General features: G+C 72.9%; 14 protein-coding genes. 8 read left to right on the top strand and 6 right to left on the bottom strand.

The window, feature by feature from the left end; genetic code table 11:
- Positions 1-5: 5 nt before the first annotated feature.
- From ACY34M_RS18805 to ACY34M_RS18790, 4 genes are read right to left on the bottom strand one after another with little or no spacing between them, the layout of a single operon-like run.
- Positions 6-2,126 (bottom strand): acetate--CoA ligase family protein, encoded by a 2,121-nt coding sequence (locus ACY34M_RS18805; RefSeq protein WP_462720350.1) that lies wholly within the window; start codon positions 2,124-2,126, stop codon positions 6-8.
- On the bottom strand, positions 2,123-3,367 hold the full coding sequence (locus tag ACY34M_RS18800) for a Glu/Leu/Phe/Val dehydrogenase dimerization domain-containing protein (RefSeq protein WP_462720349.1): 1,245 nt from the start codon (positions 3,365-3,367) through the stop codon (positions 2,123-2,125). Before ACY34M_RS18800 ends, ACY34M_RS18805 begins: the two co-directional genes overlap by 4 nt.
- Entirely contained in the window at positions 3,364-5,025 is a 1,662-nt protein-coding gene (locus ACY34M_RS18795; RefSeq protein WP_462720348.1) for a 5-guanidino-2-oxopentanoate decarboxylase, read from the bottom strand. Before ACY34M_RS18795 ends, ACY34M_RS18800 begins: the two co-directional genes overlap by 4 nt.
- Positions 5,022-6,179 carry an acyl-CoA dehydrogenase family protein gene (locus tag ACY34M_RS18790; RefSeq protein ID WP_462720347.1) on the bottom strand — a complete coding sequence of 386 codons (1,158 nt, stop codon included), beginning with the start codon at positions 6,177-6,179 and terminating at the stop codon, positions 5,022-5,024. The genes ACY34M_RS18795 and ACY34M_RS18790 overlap by 4 nt, the downstream gene beginning before the upstream one ends.
- A gap of 238 nt (positions 6,180-6,417) precedes the next feature.
- Here ACY34M_RS18790 and ACY34M_RS18785 point away from each other — a divergent pair, with 238 nt between their 5' ends.
- Positions 6,418-7,602, top strand: coding sequence for an MBL fold metallo-hydrolase (locus ACY34M_RS18785; RefSeq protein WP_462720346.1), 1,185 nt, complete (start codon positions 6,418-6,420; stop codon positions 7,600-7,602).
- 104 nt (positions 7,603-7,706) lie between these two features.
- Here the strand turns inward: ACY34M_RS18785 and ACY34M_RS18780 are convergent, their stop codons facing one another.
- Positions 7,707-8,387 (bottom strand): class I SAM-dependent methyltransferase, encoded by a 681-nt coding sequence (locus ACY34M_RS18780; RefSeq protein WP_462720345.1) that lies wholly within the window; start codon positions 8,385-8,387, stop codon positions 7,707-7,709.
- 480 nt (positions 8,388-8,867) lie between these two features.
- Here ACY34M_RS18780 and ACY34M_RS18775 point away from each other — a divergent pair, with 480 nt between their 5' ends.
- From ACY34M_RS18775 to ACY34M_RS18755, 5 genes are all read left to right on the top strand, one after another.
- Positions 8,868-10,826 carry a sensor histidine kinase gene (locus tag ACY34M_RS18775; protein ID WP_462720344.1) on the top strand — a complete coding sequence of 653 codons (1,959 nt, stop codon included), beginning with the start codon at positions 8,868-8,870 and terminating at the stop codon, positions 10,824-10,826.
- 94 nt (positions 10,827-10,920) lie between these two features.
- Positions 10,921-11,355, top strand: a complete 435-nt coding sequence (locus tag ACY34M_RS18770) for a roadblock/LC7 domain-containing protein (RefSeq protein WP_462720343.1) — start codon at positions 10,921-10,923, stop codon at positions 11,353-11,355.
- A gap of 2 nt (positions 11,356-11,357) precedes the next feature.
- Entirely contained in the window at positions 11,358-11,729 is a 372-nt protein-coding gene (locus ACY34M_RS18765; RefSeq protein WP_462720342.1) for a DUF742 domain-containing protein, read from the top strand.
- Positions 11,707-12,303, top strand: coding sequence for a GTP-binding protein (locus ACY34M_RS18760; RefSeq protein WP_462720341.1), 597 nt, complete (start codon positions 11,707-11,709; stop codon positions 12,301-12,303). The genes ACY34M_RS18765 and ACY34M_RS18760 overlap by 23 nt, the downstream gene beginning before the upstream one ends.
- Positions 12,300-12,896, top strand: coding sequence for a GAF domain-containing protein (locus ACY34M_RS18755; RefSeq protein ID WP_462720340.1), 597 nt, complete (start codon positions 12,300-12,302; stop codon positions 12,894-12,896). Before ACY34M_RS18760 ends, ACY34M_RS18755 begins: the two co-directional genes overlap by 4 nt.
- Here the strand turns inward: ACY34M_RS18755 and ACY34M_RS18750 are convergent.
- Complete coding sequence (locus tag ACY34M_RS18750) at positions 12,893-14,329, bottom strand: amino acid permease (protein ID WP_462720339.1); 1,437 nt, start codon at positions 14,327-14,329, stop codon at positions 12,893-12,895. The genes ACY34M_RS18755 and ACY34M_RS18750 overlap by 4 nt on opposite strands.
- A 325-nt stretch (positions 14,330-14,654) precedes the next feature.
- On the opposite strand from ACY34M_RS18750, the gene ACY34M_RS18745 reads away from it, so the two are divergent.
- Entirely contained in the window at positions 14,655-15,197 is a 543-nt protein-coding gene (locus ACY34M_RS18745; RefSeq protein WP_462720338.1) for a DUF3291 domain-containing protein, read from the top strand.
- 44 nt (positions 15,198-15,241) lie between these two features.
- A complete protein-coding gene (locus ACY34M_RS18740) occupies positions 15,242-15,703 on the top strand; it encodes a hypothetical protein (protein WP_462720337.1) in 462 nt (153 codons plus the stop codon).
- Positions 15,704-15,920: the final 217 nt, after the last annotated feature.

The raw sequence follows: 15,920 nt of genomic DNA, 5'->3' as shown, positions 1-15,920 counted from the left end.
CGGCCTTACGAGGACCGGACCGCGTGCGCGTCCAGCGCGATCGCGCCGCCGGGGTGCACCAACAGCGGATTGACCTCCAGATCGGACAGTTCCGGGTGGTCCGCCGCGGCCTGCGCCACCGCGCACACCGCGGCGACCGCCGCTTCCAGATGGACGGCCGGTGCGCCGCGCCACCCGGTCAGGAGCGGTGCGTGCCGCAGCCCGAGCAGTAGGGCACGCGCGCGTGCCGGGGTGAGCGGTGCCAGGGCCAGTGCCGTGTCGGCGTGCAACTCGGCGGTGACACCGCCGGCCCCGACCATGACGACCGGCCCGAACGCCGCGTCCCTCCGCACACCGACGATGAGTTCGCGCGCGTACGGAGGCGTGGCCATCGCCTCGACCGCATACCGCTCGGCCCCCGTTGCCTCCCGCATCCGCGCGAAGGCGGTCCGCAGGGCGGCCTCGTCCGCGATGTGCAGCGCCACGCCACCGGCCTCGGTCTTGTGGGCGAGCCCCATCGCCTTGAGCACCAGGGGATAGCCCGTGCGGTGGGCCGCCTCCACGGCCGCGTCCGCGTCCGCCACGAACTCGGCGGTGGGGAACGCGACTCCGTAGGACGCGAGAAGCTCCCGCACCCGCTCGTAGCCGCCGTCCTCGACCTCGTACGCCGCCGGGGGACCGCCCCGCCCCTGCGGCAGGCACGGCGCGGCGGCGGCAAGGCGCACGGCGCCCGCGACGGCCGACGCCGCGTGCTCGACCCGCTCATGGACCGGGACGCCGCGCTCCCTGAGGACGGCGAGGGCCGGGGTGTCGCGGGCCATCGTGTGCACGACCAGGGCCCGGCCCGCTGCGCCCGCGGCATCGGCCAGCGCATGCGCGATCTCGCACTCGCGCCCCGCCTGGGCGGGGTTCGCGCTCGCGTAGTCGCCGAAGTAGCCGGTGAGCACGACCGTGTCCGCGTCGCCGCTGTCCAGCAGGGTGGCCGCCACACGCGCGTAGGCGGCCAGGTCCCGCTCGCCCGCCCCGGCCAGGTCGACCGGGTTGGCCCGGCCCGCGCCGGACGGCAGGTGCGTGGTGAGCGCCTCGACGGTGGCCGGGGAGAGCGGGGGCACGTCGAAGCCGTGGGCGGCGAACGAGTCGGCGGCCAGCGCGCCCTGCCCGCCGCTGTCCCCGATCACGGCGATCCGGTGCGGTGGGGTGGGGGTGGCGCTGGGTTGGGTGGGGTGTGGGGCGGGGGTGGTTTCGTGGCGGGGAGGCGTGGGGCGGGAACGTACGAGAGGGAGGGTGGGGGACATCAAGTGGAGTGCGGTGTCGACGAGTTCGCCCGCCGAGTCCAGGAGGAGGGCGCCCGCGTCGCGGCAGACGGCGGCGACCGTGGCGTGCGGGCTGACCAGGGCGCCGGTGTGGGAGGCGGCCGCGCGGCCCGACGCCGCGCTGCGGCCCACCGTCAGGAGCAGGACCGGCTTTCCCGCGGCGTGCGCGGCCGCCAGGACGTCCGCGAGGCGGCGGCCGTCCCGGAAGTCCTCCACGTACGCCGCGATCGCCCTCGTCGGCTCGTGGGCGATCAGGGACTCGAGCGCGTCGGCGGCGTCGATGTCGCATTGGTTGCCGAGCGAGACGAAGCGCGAGAAGCCCGCGCCCGCGCGCTGGAGGTGGCGGCCGATCTCCAGGGCGAGGTTGCCGCTCTGCGAGACGAGGCCGAGGCCACCGGCCGGGAAGTCGCCCCAGCTGAGCCGGAGTTGGCTCGTCGTGTCGACGATGCCCATGCAGTTGGGGCCGAGCAGCCGGGCGCCGTGCGAGGTGACCAGGTCCGCGAGGGAGCGTTCCTCGGCGGCGCCCGACGTGATCACCGTGAAGCAGCGGGCGCCCGCCGCCAGACCCTCCTGGACCACCGGGCGCACCTGGCGGGGCGGGACCGCGACCACCACGTGCTCGGGCGGCGCGGCGAGTGCGGACAGGGCGGGGCGGAACGGTTCGCCCTGGAGCCGGCCGCCCTTGTGGTTGACCAGATGCACCGCACGGCGGGAGCGGCCGGTCAGGGCGCCCGTCGCGAGCCAGTAGCCCCACTTCTCCGGGTTGGCGGACGCGCCGACGACCGCGACGGACGCCGGGTCGTACAGCGCCTCCAGGTTCGTTGACGTCGTCACCTGTACCACCCGAACCTCTCCGCGAGGATCGGAAGGCGGTCGGCGACGATGGCGTGCGCGGCCGCCCGCGGGGTCGTCCCGTCGCCCTCCGCGCGCGCGAGCATCTGGTCGATCAGGGAGCGCATGGAGCGCCGCGTGTAGGCGAAGGCCTCGTCCGCGTCGGCGCCGATGTCGCCGAACAGGGTCCACCACCACCAGGCGTTCGTACCGGAGTTGACCACCACGTCCGGCAGGACCGTGACGCCGCGCCGCGTCAGCAGCTCCTCGGCGTCCGCGAGCACCGGCATGTTCGCCGCCTCGACGACCCAGCGAGCGGTGATCCGCTCCTGGTTCGCCGCGTCGATCGCGTACGAGACCGCGGCCGGGACCAGTACGTCCGCGTCCGCCGACAGCCAGGCGTCGCCCGGCAGTTGGCGGTCCTCGGGGCGCAGCCGCTCGCGGTCGACGGTGCCGTAGGCGTCGCGCGCCGCGAGCAGTGCCTCCACGTCGAGTCCCGCGTCGTTGGCGACGGTGCCCTCCAGGTCGGCCACCGCAACGATCGTGAGCCCCGCGCGCGCGAGGAAGCGGGCCGTGGCGCCGCCCATGGTGCCCAGCCCCTGGAGGGAGACACGGGTGCCCTCGTGGGCGACCCCGGCGCGGTCGAGCGCGACGAGGACGGCCTCGGCGACACCGCAGCCGCCCACCAGCTCGTCCAGACCGATGCCGTCGACGTCCACCGCGAACGCGTCCGCGAGGCGCCGACGGGCCGTCTCCTCGTCGTCCAGGAGCGGATAGACGGCCTGGATCGACGAGACGAGCCCCGCCTCGGCCGCCGCCTTGTCGACGAGGTCCTGAGTGAGCCCCAGGTCCTCGCCCGTCGTCCAGAAGGACTCGATGTACGGACGCATCGCCTTCAGGTAGCGCACGAGGATGCCGTACGCCTCCGGGTCCTGCGGGTCGCAGTCGATGCCGCCCTTGGCGCCGCCCAGCGGGATGTACCGCCCCTCCGGGTTGTAGTGCAGCGCCTCCTTCATCGACATGCCGCGCGCGAGACCCGCGACCTCTTCGAGGGTGCAGCCGGCGCGCATGCGCAGGCCACCGCTGGAGACGCCGCGCACCAGGCGGTCGATCACCAAGTAGCCGCGGCGGCCGGTGACGTGGTCGGTCCAGGTGAGCTGGGTGAGGGGAGCCGTCGGATTCGTCGTCGTCGGCGTCGTCGTCGGGGGAGTGGGGGTGGTGGCGGGCGTGGGCGCGGTGGTCATGCGGACTCCTCGGGGACGACGATCAGGGTGGGGGCGGGAGTGGTCAGGGCGGTGCTCAGCAGCTTCGCGAACTCCTCGGGTGAGTGGGCCGTCGCGCCGTGTCCTCCGTAGGCGCGGGCGAGCGCGGGCAGGTCCACGCGCGCGTGGTCGACCGCGAGCGGTGCGTCGCCGCGGGCCTTCATCTCGTCGCGGATCTCGCCGTAGCCGGAGTTGTCGAACACGACGACAGCGAGCGGTAGTTGGAGCTCGGCGGCCGTGGCCAGCTCCTGGATCGAGAACTGCAGGCCACCGTCACCGCTGAGCGCCACCACCTGACGCTCCGGGGCGGCGGCCTTCGCGCCGACCGCGGCGGGCAGGGCGTAGCCGAGGGTGCCGAAGCCGGTGGGGTGCAGGTAGCGGGCGCGCGGGCCCAGGGTGAGGTGCGGCAGTGCGCCGTAGTAGCAGCACTGGGCGCTGTCGGAGGTGACGACGGCGTCCGGGGCGAGGACGCCGCGGATCGCCTCCAGGTAGGGCAGCCAGTGGGCGTCGCGGGGGCGGGACTCGTCGTCCCGGGTCGCCTTCAGGGCGGCGGTTTCGGTGTGGGCGGGGGCGGGGTCCGCCGCGGGCCGGATGTGCGATGCGGCGAGGGTTCGGGTGAGCGCGTCGAGGGCGACGGCGGCGTCGCCGACCAGGGGGACGTCCGCCGGGCTGCCCGCGTACATCTGCGCGGGATCGAGGTCCACCCGGATCAACTGGCCTTGCAGGGGAAGGGGTTCGGCGGTCCAGATGTCGGCCTCCGCCAGCTCCGTGCCGACCGCCAGGACCACGTCGCGGCTCGTGAGCCACTTCTGGACCGCCGGGCTGTGCAGGGATACGCCGAGGGAGAGCGGGTGCTCCTCGTCGACGATCGCCTTGCCGTTCGCCGTGGTGACCACCGGGGCGGCCAACCGCTCGGCCAGGGCCAGGCATTGGCCCGCCGCCCCGCGGGCGCCGCCGCCGAGGACCAGGGCCGGGCGCTCCGCGCGCGCGAGGAGGGCGGCGGCCTCGGCGATGTGCGCGGCATCCGGGACGCGCGGCGCGGCCGGGGGAGCGGTCCGGGCCGGCCCCGCGGGCTCCACCGCCTCCAGGAGGTCAAGAGGTATCTCGATGTGCGCCGGGCGCGGCCGCTCGCTGCGGAACAGCGTGAACGCCCGCGCCACCGCGGCCCCGATCTCCGCGACCGACGAAACCCGGTGGCTGAACGCGGCCACGTTGCGCAACGCCTCGGTCTGGCTGCGCATTTCGTGCAGCAGGCCCGTCGACTGGCGCGGGTGGCGCAGTGGCATCCCCGGCGAGACCACGAGCAGCGGCACGCTGTCCGAGTACGCCTGGCCCACGGCCGCCGCGATGTTCATCAGCGCGGGCCCCGTGGTGGTGATCGCGACGCCGGGCGTGCCCGTCACGCGCGCGTAGGCGTCCGTCGCGTATCCGGCGCCCTGTTCGTGGCGGGGCGCGATGTGTGCGACGCCGTAGGCCGTCAGGTGGCGGTAGATCTCCAGGTTGTGGGTGCCGGGGATGCCGAAGGCCCGGGTGACGCCGTGGGCGGCGAGCGCGCGGACGAGGGCCTCGCCTCCGGTGAGGACCGGTGGAACGTCGGGACGGTGACGCGTGGCCGCGGCGGAATCGTGGGCGGACGTCACAGCGACCTCGCAATGATCAGGCGCATGATGTCGGACGTGCCCTCCTCGATCTCCTCCAACTTGGCGTCCCGCATCCACTGTTCGACCGGGAACTCGCGCGAGTAGCCCCAGCCGCCCAGCGTCTGCACGGCGGCCCAGGTGCAGTACGCGGCCGTCTCCGAAGCGGTGAGCTTCGCCATGGCCGCCTCCGTGGTGGCGGACAGGCCCGCGTCCAGGCGGCGGGCCGCGCGCCACGTCATCAGGCGCGACTGCTCGATACGGGTGCGCATGTCGGCGAGGCGGAACGCGACGGCCTGATGCTCGATGACGGGCTTGCCGAACTGCACGCGCGTGCGCGCGTAGTCGCGTGCGTACTCGTAGGCGGCGCGGGCGACACCGGTGGCGGCGGCGCCCAGGACGACCCGCGAGATGTCGAAGGTGCGCATCAGGCCGACGAAGCCCTGGCCCTCGTCACCGAGCCGGTTCTCCTCGGGGACGAACGCGTCGGCGAAGAAGATCTCCCGGCAGACGATGGCGCGCTGGCCCATCTTGCGCATCGGCGCGCCGAAGGTGACGCCCTCGGTGTCCTTGTGCAGCAGGAAGGCGCTCACCCCGCGCGAGCGCCGGGTCGGGTCGGTCTTGGCGAACACCACGTAGCGGTCGGCCTCGCCCGCGTTCGAGATCCACGCCTTCTGGCCGTTGAGCAGGTAGCCGCCCTCGGTGCGGCGGGCCGCCGTGGTGATCGACGCGGCGTCCGAGCCCGCGCCGGGTTCGGTGGTGGCGAGCGACGTCATCGGGGTGTCGGGGCCTGCGAGCGGCGTGAGCCAGGCGCGCTGCTGCTCCGCGGTGCCCAGGGCGAGCACCGGGTCGGCGAAGAACCCGTTCGAGCAGAGCAGGTTGCCGATACCCAGGTCGCCGACGCACAGCTCCTCCTGCACGAGGACCTGCGTGAACACGTCGGTGAAGCCGCCTCCGCCGAACTCCTCGGGGAGCATGAATCCGGTGATGCCGACCTTGGCGGCCTTGCGCCACAGGTCCCACGGTGTCTCGACGTCGGCCTCGTCCACGGCACGCGCGCGGGGCCGGATCTCCTCGGCCGCGAACGTCCGGGCGAGCTCGACGACGGCGTGCTGTTCGGGAGTGAGCGGGACCAGTTCGGTGGGGAGTTCCGACACGGTGCCTCCAGATGGCTTTACTGAATCGTCAGTCAGTATCTGGAGTCGGCGAGAGTGCTGTCAATCGAACGGTTACTGAATCGTGGGTCAGGTTGCGGGAGGTGTGCGGGTAGGCGTGCGGGGCGGGGCGCGGGGAGGGCGCAGAGAGACGCCGGTCACGGGCTCGCGAGGTCGGGCACACAGGAGGGGCCGGGTGCGTTGTCAGAGGTGCCGCACATAATGGAAACCTGATCGATCAATGGGAGGCGCCGTGTCACGTTCTCTGACTTCCGGGCTGCGTTCGCTCCAGCCCGACGCCTTTGGCGCCGAGCCCACGGGGGCGCGTCTGGACCGGATCCGCCGGTCCCCGAACTTTGCCGATGGTTCCTTCCAGAACCCGGAGGGCGCGCGGACCAGGCCGGACGGCTCGATGCTCGAGTTCGCCAAGGTCTACTTCCGCAAGGAGGAGCGCGTCCGCCGCGCCCCCACGGGCACCGTGCCCGTGCACGCGACGACCCTCGCCGACCTGGCGAAGCCGGCGGCGAGCGGCCTGCGCGTCACATGGATGGGGCACTCCAGCGTGCTCGCCGAGATCGACGGGGTGCGGGTGCTGTTCGACCCGGTGTGGGGCGAGCGCTGTTCGCCGTTCCCCTTCGTCGGGCCCAAACGGCTGCACCCGGTGCCGCTGCCGCTCGCCGCGCTCGGCCCGGTCGACGTGGTGGTCATCTCCCACGACCACTACGACCACCTGGACATGCCCACCATCAAGGCGCTCGCCCACACGGACACCGTCTTCGCGGTGCCGCTCGGCGTCGGCGCGCACCTGGAGCACTGGGGCGTGCCCGCGGACCGGCTGCGCGAGCTGGACTGGCACGAGTCGACGAAGGTCGGCGGAGTGACGCTGACGGCCACGCCCGCCCGCCACTTCTGCGGCCGCGGCCTGCGCAACGCGCAGCACACCCTGTGGGCGTCCTGGGTGGCCTCCGGGCCCGAGCACAGCGTCTTCCACAGCGGCGACACCGGGTACTTCTCCGGCTTCAAGGACATCGGCTCCGAGCACGGACCGTTCGACGTGACGATGATCCAGATCGGCGCCTACTCGGAGTACTGGCCCGACATCCACATGACCCCCGAGGAGGGCATGCGCGCCCACCTCGACCTCCAGGGCGGGCCCGCGTCCGGGCCGATGCTGCCGATCCACTGGGGGACGTTCAACCTGGCGCCGCACGCCTGGACCGAGCCCGGCGAGGGGAGCGTCACCGCGGCCCGCCGCGCCGCCGCGCGCCTCGCGCTGCCGCGCCCCGGCGAGCCCTTCGAGCCGGACGCCGAGACGCTGCCCACGGAGCAGTGGTGGCGGCCCGTCGCCGCGGTCCCGGAGGGCGGATGGCCGGTGGCCGGGCCCGCGTCGGGGGCCGAGGACCAGGAGATCGTGATCGCCGGGTAGGCGCGCGGGCGGTCGCTGGTGGCAGACCGGCGCCGGGGCGTCGGCTCCGGCTCCGGCCCGGTTTCCGGTTGTGCCCCGGTTCCCGGCTCCGCCTCGGTCTCCGGTTACGCCGTGCGCTGCGCCCGCAGGACCGTGTCCCGGTGGTGGTGGGTGCCGGGCGGGGCAGGGGCGGTGCGGGTGCGGGTCTCGTTGACCTGGATCTTCCACTCGGAGGAGTCCAGGAGCGCGGCGATGTCGTCGGCCCAGTAGTAGTCGGCGGGGTCGAATTCGGCGGTCGCCTCGGCGTGCTCCGTCAGGTCCGCCAGCGCGTGCGTGACGAAGAGCAGCGTGCCGCCGGGGGCGACCGCGTCGACGATCCCGCGCAGCGCCGCAGGGCCCGCGGTGCGCAGCAGCGGAAAGTACTGGAGGGTGACCAGGTCGAAGGCGCCCGCCGGGGGCGGGGTGACGGCCAGGTCGGCGCGCGCCCAGGAGACCCGGCCCTCGACGTCGGAGCCGGCGGAGGCGGCGCGGCGCAGGGCGACCTCGGAGACGTCCACCGCGGTGACCTGCCAGCCGCGCCGGGCCAGCCACAGGGCGTCGCCGCCCTCGCCGCAGCCGACGTCGAGCGCCTGGCCGGGTGCAAGGCCCGCGGCCTCGTCGACGAGCACCCCGTTCGGGTTCCCGCTGAAGAGCTGCTCGCGGCTGCGGTACCGGTCGTCCCACTCCCGGGCGGTGCCGCTCTGCGTGGTGTCGTTCCGGGTGGCGGCCTGCTCGGTGGTGCCGCGCTGTGCGGTGTCGTTGTCCATGGCGCTCGGTCCTGCCTCTCGTCGATGTCCCGTCGACGCCAAGGTCGCTCCACGCGCGCGCAGGGGCAAACTTCTTTGCTGAAAAAGCAAAACGCGGGCGCGGCGGCCGGACGAGCGACGACTTCGACTGCGTGCTGGCGGCGGCCGACCCGAGGCTGCGCGAACTGCGCCGACGCCAGGTCGCCACTCTGACAGCCCATCCACCTCAAGAGCCGCTTCCGCCCGGCCGGGGACCAGGCGCACTGGGCGCACTGGGCCGCCGAATCGTCCCTGCGAACGGGTGTGCGGAGGTATCGCGGACACCTATTCGGTCGTGGGTGCGAAGGCTCATACCAGAGCGGGACCTAGGGCGTCGGAGTTTGTCAACTGCCCCTCGCACATGTGTCGTCGGTGACTACCGTGTGTACTCGCCGTGCGACGCCCGGTCGTGCTGCCCGCTGTCTCCTCATCCGCCGAGCCATCCCCCACTGAGGTCGTCGTATGTCCCAGCTCCGTCAACCGGCCGCCCGCGCAGACCGCCGCGAAGGCGGTCGGCACGGCAGGCCGGCCGGGCGGGCCGCGCCGCAGCCGACCGAGACCCACATACGCTCCCAACTCCTGCGCATCGCCGTCCTGCCGCCGCTCGCTGTGGCCCTCGGCGCGAGCGCGGCCGTGCTGTTCGTGCTCCAGCACACGGGGGTGCGGCCCAGCCTCACCCTGTGGGCCGTGCTCGGCGGGGCCTGCCTGGTGACGGTCGCGGGCATCGTGATCGCCGCCATCGCGGCCCGACGCACCGCCAGGGTCGTACGCGACCGGTTGCTCGCGCTGCGTCAGGTCACCGCGCACGGACAGGTCGAACTGCGCTCGCTCGTCGAGCAGTTGCGCAAGGGCGAGGCACCGCCGCCGCGCCGCGCACCCGCCATCGGCGCGCCCGGCGGCGACGACTTCGACCGCCTCGCCGCCGACCTGGCCCGCACCCAGGACGTCGCGGTCACCGCCGTCGTCCAGGCCACCCAGCTGTCCAGCCAGACCGGCAGCCGGCAGAAGGTCGAGGTGTTCGTGAACCTCGCCCGGCGCCTGCAGTCGCTCGTCCACCGGGAGATCAACCTCCTGGACGAGCTGGAGAACCAGGTCGAGGACCCCGACCTGCTCAAGGGCCTCTTCCACGTCGACCACCTCGCCACCCGCACCCGGCGGCACGCCGAGAACCTCGCCGTGCTCGGCGGCGCCGTCTCGCGCCGCCAGTGGAGCCACCCCGTGTCCATGACCGAGGTGATGCGCTCCGCGATCGCCGAGGTCGAGCAGTACTCGCGTGTCAAGCTCGTGCCGCCGATCGACGGCACCCTGCGCGGGCACGCCGTCGCCGACTGCATCCACCTGCTGGCCGAACTCGTCGAGAACGCCACGGTGTTCTCCGCCCCGCACACCCAAGTCCTGCTCCGCGCCAACCAGGTGACCTCCGGCGTCGCCGTCGAGGTCGAGGACCGCGGCCTCGGCATGCCGGTCACCGAGCAGAACAAGATGAACCAGCTGCTCAGCGACCCCGACCAGGTCAACGTGGCCAGCCTCCTCGCGGACGGACGCATCGGCCTGTTCGTGGTCTCGCAGCTCGCCCGGCGGCACGGCATCACGGTGCGACTGCAGACCAACATCTACGGGGGAGTGCAGGCGGTCCTCGTCCTGCCCCAGGATCTGCTCGGCGGGGACGGCGACACGGACGGCGCGGGCGTGCGCATCCCGCACGTGCGCAAGGCCGCCGCGGCGGCGACCGCGAACAGTGTGCTCGGCAGCGAGCAGCCGGTGTCGGCCAACGGCCACCGGCCGGGCCCGCCGCCGTCCGGCCCCGGCACCAACGGATCGCGGCCCGCACCGCCCAACACGCCCTCCCCGACGCCCCCTTCACCCGCCCCGCCCGTGACGCTCAACGGAGCCGCCGGGGTGGTTCCCCGGCAGGCGCCCGGTGGAACGCCCGCGAGGGGCACGCCAACTGCCCCGCCCCCCAACGGCACACCGACCGCCCCGCCCGCCCCGCCCGCCACAGATCGGCCCACCGGCACCTCCCGCTCCGCAGGCCCCGGCGCCGCCCTCCCGCAGCGCGTCGCAGGTGACACCCGCCCCACCCCCGCCGACGCCGTCCCCGGCATCCGCCCGGAGGCCCGCGAGGCCGCGGCCCATGCCGAGCGCCCGCCCGCCCGGCCCGAGGGGCCCGTGCGCGGCACCATGGGGCGGCCCCAACTGCCGCGCCGCAAGGCTCAGGAGCACATCGCCCCGCAACTGCGCGGCGGCCCCGTGCCCCGCCAGGACGACGGGCCCCCGTCCGTCCACGACCCCGGTCTGATGGCCGCCTTCCAGCGCGGCATCACGCTCGCCGAGTCGGCCGAACCCCGCGCGCCCGGCGACGAGGGCCCGCCCCCGCGGCGGGAGCCCGACCGCGACGAGCAGGGCGGCGGCCCCGCATGACGACCCTGACAACGTCCACACGTCCGCCCCCGCCGGGGCTCTGTTCCCCACCCGCAGCACCACCCCCACCAGTCCACCAAGGAGTCGATCCCCCATGGCGAGCGATGTGCCGACGGGTCATGTGTCCGATCTCGACTGGCTGATGAGCGGCCTCGTCCAGCGTGTTCCCCACACCAACAGTGCCGTGCTCCTGTCCTCCGACGGACTCGTCAAGTCCGTGCACGGTCTCGACGCCGACAGCGCCGACCACATGGCGGCCCTCGCCTCGGGCCTCTACTCGCTGGGCCGCAGCGCGGGCGTCCGGTTCGCCGACGGCGGCGACGTACGACAGGTGGTGGTGGAGCTCGACTCGGCGCTGCTGTTCGTGTCGACCGCGGGTTCCGGCACCTGTCTGGCGGTGCTCGCCGGGCGCGACGCGGACGCGGCAGTGCTCGGCTACGAGATGGCCATGCTCGTCAAGAGCGTGCGGCCCTACCTGGTGACCGCACCCCGGCAGCTCTCCGCCGAGCCCACGGCGATGAGGAATTGACGGTGGCGGCCCCGCAGGACGGGCCATGGCTCGACGGCGCCGCGGGCCGGCTCGTGCGTCCGTACACGATCAGCAACGGACGCACCCGGCCGAGCACGTCGATGGATCTGCTCACCCATGTCATGGCCACCGGGGCGACCCCCCTCGGCTATCTGGGGCCCGAGCACAGCCAGGCGCTCGACCTGTGCGCGCAGCCCACCTCGGTCGCGGAGATCGCCGGCCACCTGAAGCTTCCGGCGGCCGTGACCAAGGTGCTTCTCTCCGACCTCGTGGACTGCCAAGCCGTCACGACGAAGCCCCCCACGTTCCACGAAAACCCCACTGACCGGTCCCTACTGGAGGCAGTGCTCGATGGACTACGACGACAGCTCTGACCCGTTCCCCACCGCACTGAAGATCTTGGTCGCGGGTGGGTTCGGGGTCGGCAAGACGACCTTCGTGGGGGCCGTCAGCGAGATCGCTCCGCTCAGTACGGAAGAGCTGCTCACCACGGTCAGCGCCGCCACGGACGATCTCGACGGCATCGAGAACAAGGTCGAGACGACCGTCGCGATGGACTTCGGGCGGATCACCCTGGACCCCGAGCACGTGCTCTATCTGTTCGGCACACCGGGCCAGGAGCGCTTCTGGTTCATGTGGGACGAACTGTCCGAGGGGGCCCTCGGCGCGGTCATCCTCGCCGACACGCGCCGCCTGGAGGACTGCTTCGCCGCGGTCGACTTCTTCGAGGAGCGCGGCATGGGGTTCGTCGTGGCGGTCAACGAGTTCGACGGCGCCTACCGCTACGAGCCCGAGGAGGTGCGCGCCGCGATCGACCTGGACCCCGCGGTGCCCGTCGTGCGCTGCGACGCCCGTATCTCCAGCTCCGGCATCCAGACGCTGCTCACCCTCGTACGGCATCTGCTGGCGCACGCCCCCGCGACCACCGGTTTCGGAGCCCACACGTGACGTACGACGGGACCAGGCGGCTGCTGCTCACCCCGCGGGACGAGGAGGGGGCCGAGCGGGCCGGCCGGTTGCGCAGACTGGACCTCGGGCAGCGCGCCGAGCCGGTGTTCGACCGCTTCGCGGACCGGCTCGCCGAGGTGACCGGCGCGCCGTACGCGATGGTCAACTTCATCGACGAGAACCGGCAGTTCTTCGCCGGACTGCACACCCCGCAGGGCGACCACCGGGGCGGCGAACTGGTCGCGGCGGCCGCGTCGGCCGCCAAGTCGGCCTCTACCGAAGGAGAAGTGTCGCGCTACATGGCGCGCGATCACGGCTACTGCCCCCATGTGGTCGTGCGGCGCAAGGCGCTCGTCCTTGAGGACGTGTGCGACTACCCGCGCTTCGCGGGCAACCCTGTCGTCGACGAGATCGGCATCCGCTCCTACCTGGGCGCGCCGTTGATCGACGAGCGCACGGGCCTCGCCCTCGGCACCGTGTGTGCCGTCGCGACCGAGCCCCGCCCGTGGGGACAGGCGGGGCTCGCGACGATCAAGTCGATGGCGGGCGAACTGATGGAACTCGTACGGGGGCGGGGTGACCTGCTCGGCTAGGCCCGCACCGCACGTGCGTCCCGGCGCTGCTTGGCGTAGCCGCCCGCGGCCAGCGCGACCACGAGGATCGCGGAGACGAACAGCTGGTCGCGTCCGTCGGCGGTGCTCGCCATGACCACGAAGACGCCCGCGATGGCCGCCAGGGCGAGCCACGTCAGGTACGGGAACCCCCACATCCTCACGGTGAGCAGCTCGGGCGACTCGCGCTCCAGACGGCGGCGCATCTTCAGCTGCGCGAGGCAGATGAAGACCCAGCCGACGAGGATGGCGACACCGGTCGTGTTCATCAGCCAGGTGAAGACCGTGTCGGGCCACCAGACGCCGGCGAACACCGCGAAGAAGCCGAAGAGGCAGGACGCGAGCACCGCGGCCACCGGCACGCGGCGGTGCACCCGGCCGAGGAAGCGCGGGCCGAGGCCGCGCGAGACCAGCGAGTACGCCATGCGGGACGAGCCGTAGATGTTGGCGTTCATCGCCGACAGCAGGGCGACCAGGATGACGGCCTGCATGATGGTGCCGGCGGCCGGGATGCCGAACTCGTCGAGAACGGTGACGTACGGGCCGTCGGCGGCGACGTTCGGGTCGTTCCACGGCACCAGGGCGACGACCAGCGCCATCGACCCGACGTAGAAGAGCGCGATGCGCCACACGGCGGTGCGCACGGCGCGCGCCACGTTCTCGCGCGGCTTGTCGGACTCGGCGGCGGCGATGGACACCGTCTCCAGGCCCCCGTACGCGAACACGGCGGTGAGCAGTCCGGCGATCAGACCGGAGGTGCCGGTGGGGAAGAAGCCGCCCTGGCCGGTGAGGTTCGAGGCGCCGGGGGCGTCACCGAAGACGCCGCACATGCCGAGCACGCCCAGCACGAGGAACGCGCAGATCGCGGTGACCTTCAGGGCGGAGAAGAAGAATTCGAACTCGCCGAAGTTGCGCACGGCGGCCAGGTTGCTCAGGCAGAAGAACACCATGAAGACGGCGACCCACCCGTAGGCGGGCAGAAACGGCACCCAGCCGTGCATGATCTGCCCGGCCGCCGTCGCCTCCGCGGCCACGCCGCAGGTGAGCATCACCCAGTACATCCAGCCGGAGGTGGCCCCCGCCCAGGCGCCCAGCTCGCGCTCGGCGTGCACGGAGAACGATCCGGTGGCCGGGCGCGCGGCGGACATCTCGCCGAGCATCCGCATCAGCAGCATGACCACGAATCCGGCGCCCGCGAAGAGCAGGACGACCGCGGGCCCCGCGGCGGCGATCCCGGCGCCCGACCCTACGAAGAGGCCCGCGCCGATGACACCGCCGAGGGCGATCATCGAGAGGTGCCGCTGCTTGAGGCCGTGGCCGAGCTGTGTGCCGGCGTCGGTGGACTCGACGTCGTGCGGCGTGGCGCCGACGCCGGATCGGGCCTGCGGCCGGTCCGTGACGGATGTCCGTGTCATGGTCGTGCCTGTTCGCTGTCTGAGACGGGTGGAATTGCGGCGACAGTATGCGACCAAGTGGTGCGGCCTGCGTCGAGCGTCCGTTATTCGGACACCCTGTTCGTTGAGCGGATTCGTGGGGCGAGTCCGCGGGGCGGGTCCGCGGTGGAGGAAATGGCCGCTGCCAGAGGGCACTTGGGCAGGGAAAACGCAACGTCGACAGGGGCCGCGGGGGCGGCTATCTTCACCTGGTCTTCGGCGATCGCCCACGGCCGTGCACGAGTTCCTTCAGGCCGGTCCGCACCAGGAACCACCCACCAGGGAACCCCCAACCAGGGAGAGACGCATGCCTCAGCTTGCTCTGTACACGTTCGGCGTCCTGAAGTCCCCGCTCGCCGACACCTCATCCCTCACGCGCGAGTTCTACGACATCGGCGGGGCCGTCTACCAGAAGTTCGTTCAGCACCCCGGATACCTGGGGCATGCGGAACCGGAGTACGTCGACCGGGGTGAGCTCTTCGGGGCGGACTGGGGTGCATGGGGAGAGTTCGACGTGCCGGCCTGGTACGGCAAGGGCCGCACGGTGGACACCGTCGCCCTGGCCGCGACCCTCTCGCTCTGGACCGGCCTGCGCCCCGCCTTCGACGCCGTCTACACCGGTCTGCACCGTGAGGCGCTGAACCGGCGATACGACTGGTTCGAGAGGACGGGACACCCGAACTACGTGTTCTGGTGGGTCCCCGACGGCGTGACACCCACCTGGCAGGACGGGGTGTCCAGGCTGGAGCACCTCCACGGCCACGGCTCCGCGCCGCACGCCTTCACCTTCCGCGACTCGTTCACCCCGGAGGGGACTCCGACCAGGTCCGCCGCCCGTCACGCCGGTTGAACGAGGGCGACCACGTGCGTGGACGGCCGTCGTAGGGTCCCCGCATGGACCCACTCGACATCACGCCGGACCGGCTGGCCGGCACCTGGCACATCGTCTGCTCCTCGTTCCCCATGTGGCAGGGCGAGCGGCGGACCGGCGCGACGTTCACCTACGCCCCGTTGTCGAGCGGCGGTTCAGACACGCAGGAGATGAGCGACGCGGTGAGCTACCGCACCAGAAGCGGGCGGCAGCGCCGCATCCTCGGCGTCGACACCCGTCTCACCGGGCGTCCCGGTTCCGTCTACCAATGGCGCGGCCGCGGCGTACTGAAGGTGCTGACGAGCGAGTGGGAGGTGACCGAGATCGGGCCGGACGACGCGTGGGCGGTGATCGTCTTCAGCCGGTCCCTGGCGACTCCGGCCGGGGCGGACGTCGTCGTCCGCGCCGACCGACTCGACGACGCCGCGGTGCGCGAGGAGGCGCTGGAGGTCGGCAGGCGCCATGGCGCGCCGCCGGTGTCGTGAGGAACGACGGCCTGTAGGAAACCTGGGGCGGCGCTTAAGAAAACCTCGATGGACCGAACGGCCCGCGTAGGGAAGAGTCTGCGGTGGCGGCGGGCCGCATACAGGACCGGTCCGGACGACTGCCGCAAACGACGCGTTACTCGCACGGGCCGCATCGCCGGCAGTACCCGCACCACCCACTCTTCCCTCCCACGCGGGCCGGTTCGCCCTGCCCGCG

Source organism: Streptomyces sp. EDA2-14 (assembly GCF_054963755.1).
The sequence above is the reverse complement of the archived record's forward strand: the minus strand, read 5'-3'. Positions and strand labels throughout refer to the sequence as shown.

Bases quoted from the DNA above. Each gene is read 5' to 3' on its own strand.
- ACY34M_RS18800 (WP_462720349.1), bottom strand. From the start codon at position 3,367: ATGACCACCGCGCCCACGCCCGCCACCACCCCCACTCCCCCGACGACG.
- ACY34M_RS18785 (WP_462720346.1), top strand. From the start codon at position 6,418: ATGGGAGGCGCCGTGTCACGTTCTCTGACTTCCGGGCTGCGTTCGCTC.
- ACY34M_RS18780 (WP_462720345.1), bottom strand. From the start codon at position 8,387: ATGGACAACGACACCGCACAGCGCGGCACCACCGAGCAGGCCGCCACC.
- ACY34M_RS18775 (WP_462720344.1), top strand. From the start codon at position 8,868: ATGTCCCAGCTCCGTCAACCGGCCGCCCGCGCAGACCGCCGCGAAGGC.
- ACY34M_RS18770 (WP_462720343.1), top strand. From the start codon at position 10,921: ATGGCGAGCGATGTGCCGACGGGTCATGTGTCCGATCTCGACTGGCTG.
- ACY34M_RS18760 (WP_462720341.1), top strand. From the start codon at position 11,707: ATGGACTACGACGACAGCTCTGACCCGTTCCCCACCGCACTGAAGATC.
- ACY34M_RS18750 (WP_462720339.1), bottom strand. From the start codon at position 14,329: ATGACACGGACATCCGTCACGGACCGGCCGCAGGCCCGATCCGGCGTC.
- ACY34M_RS18745 (WP_462720338.1), top strand. From the start codon at position 14,655: ATGCCTCAGCTTGCTCTGTACACGTTCGGCGTCCTGAAGTCCCCGCTC.
- ACY34M_RS18740 (WP_462720337.1), top strand. From the start codon at position 15,242: ATGGACCCACTCGACATCACGCCGGACCGGCTGGCCGGCACCTGGCAC.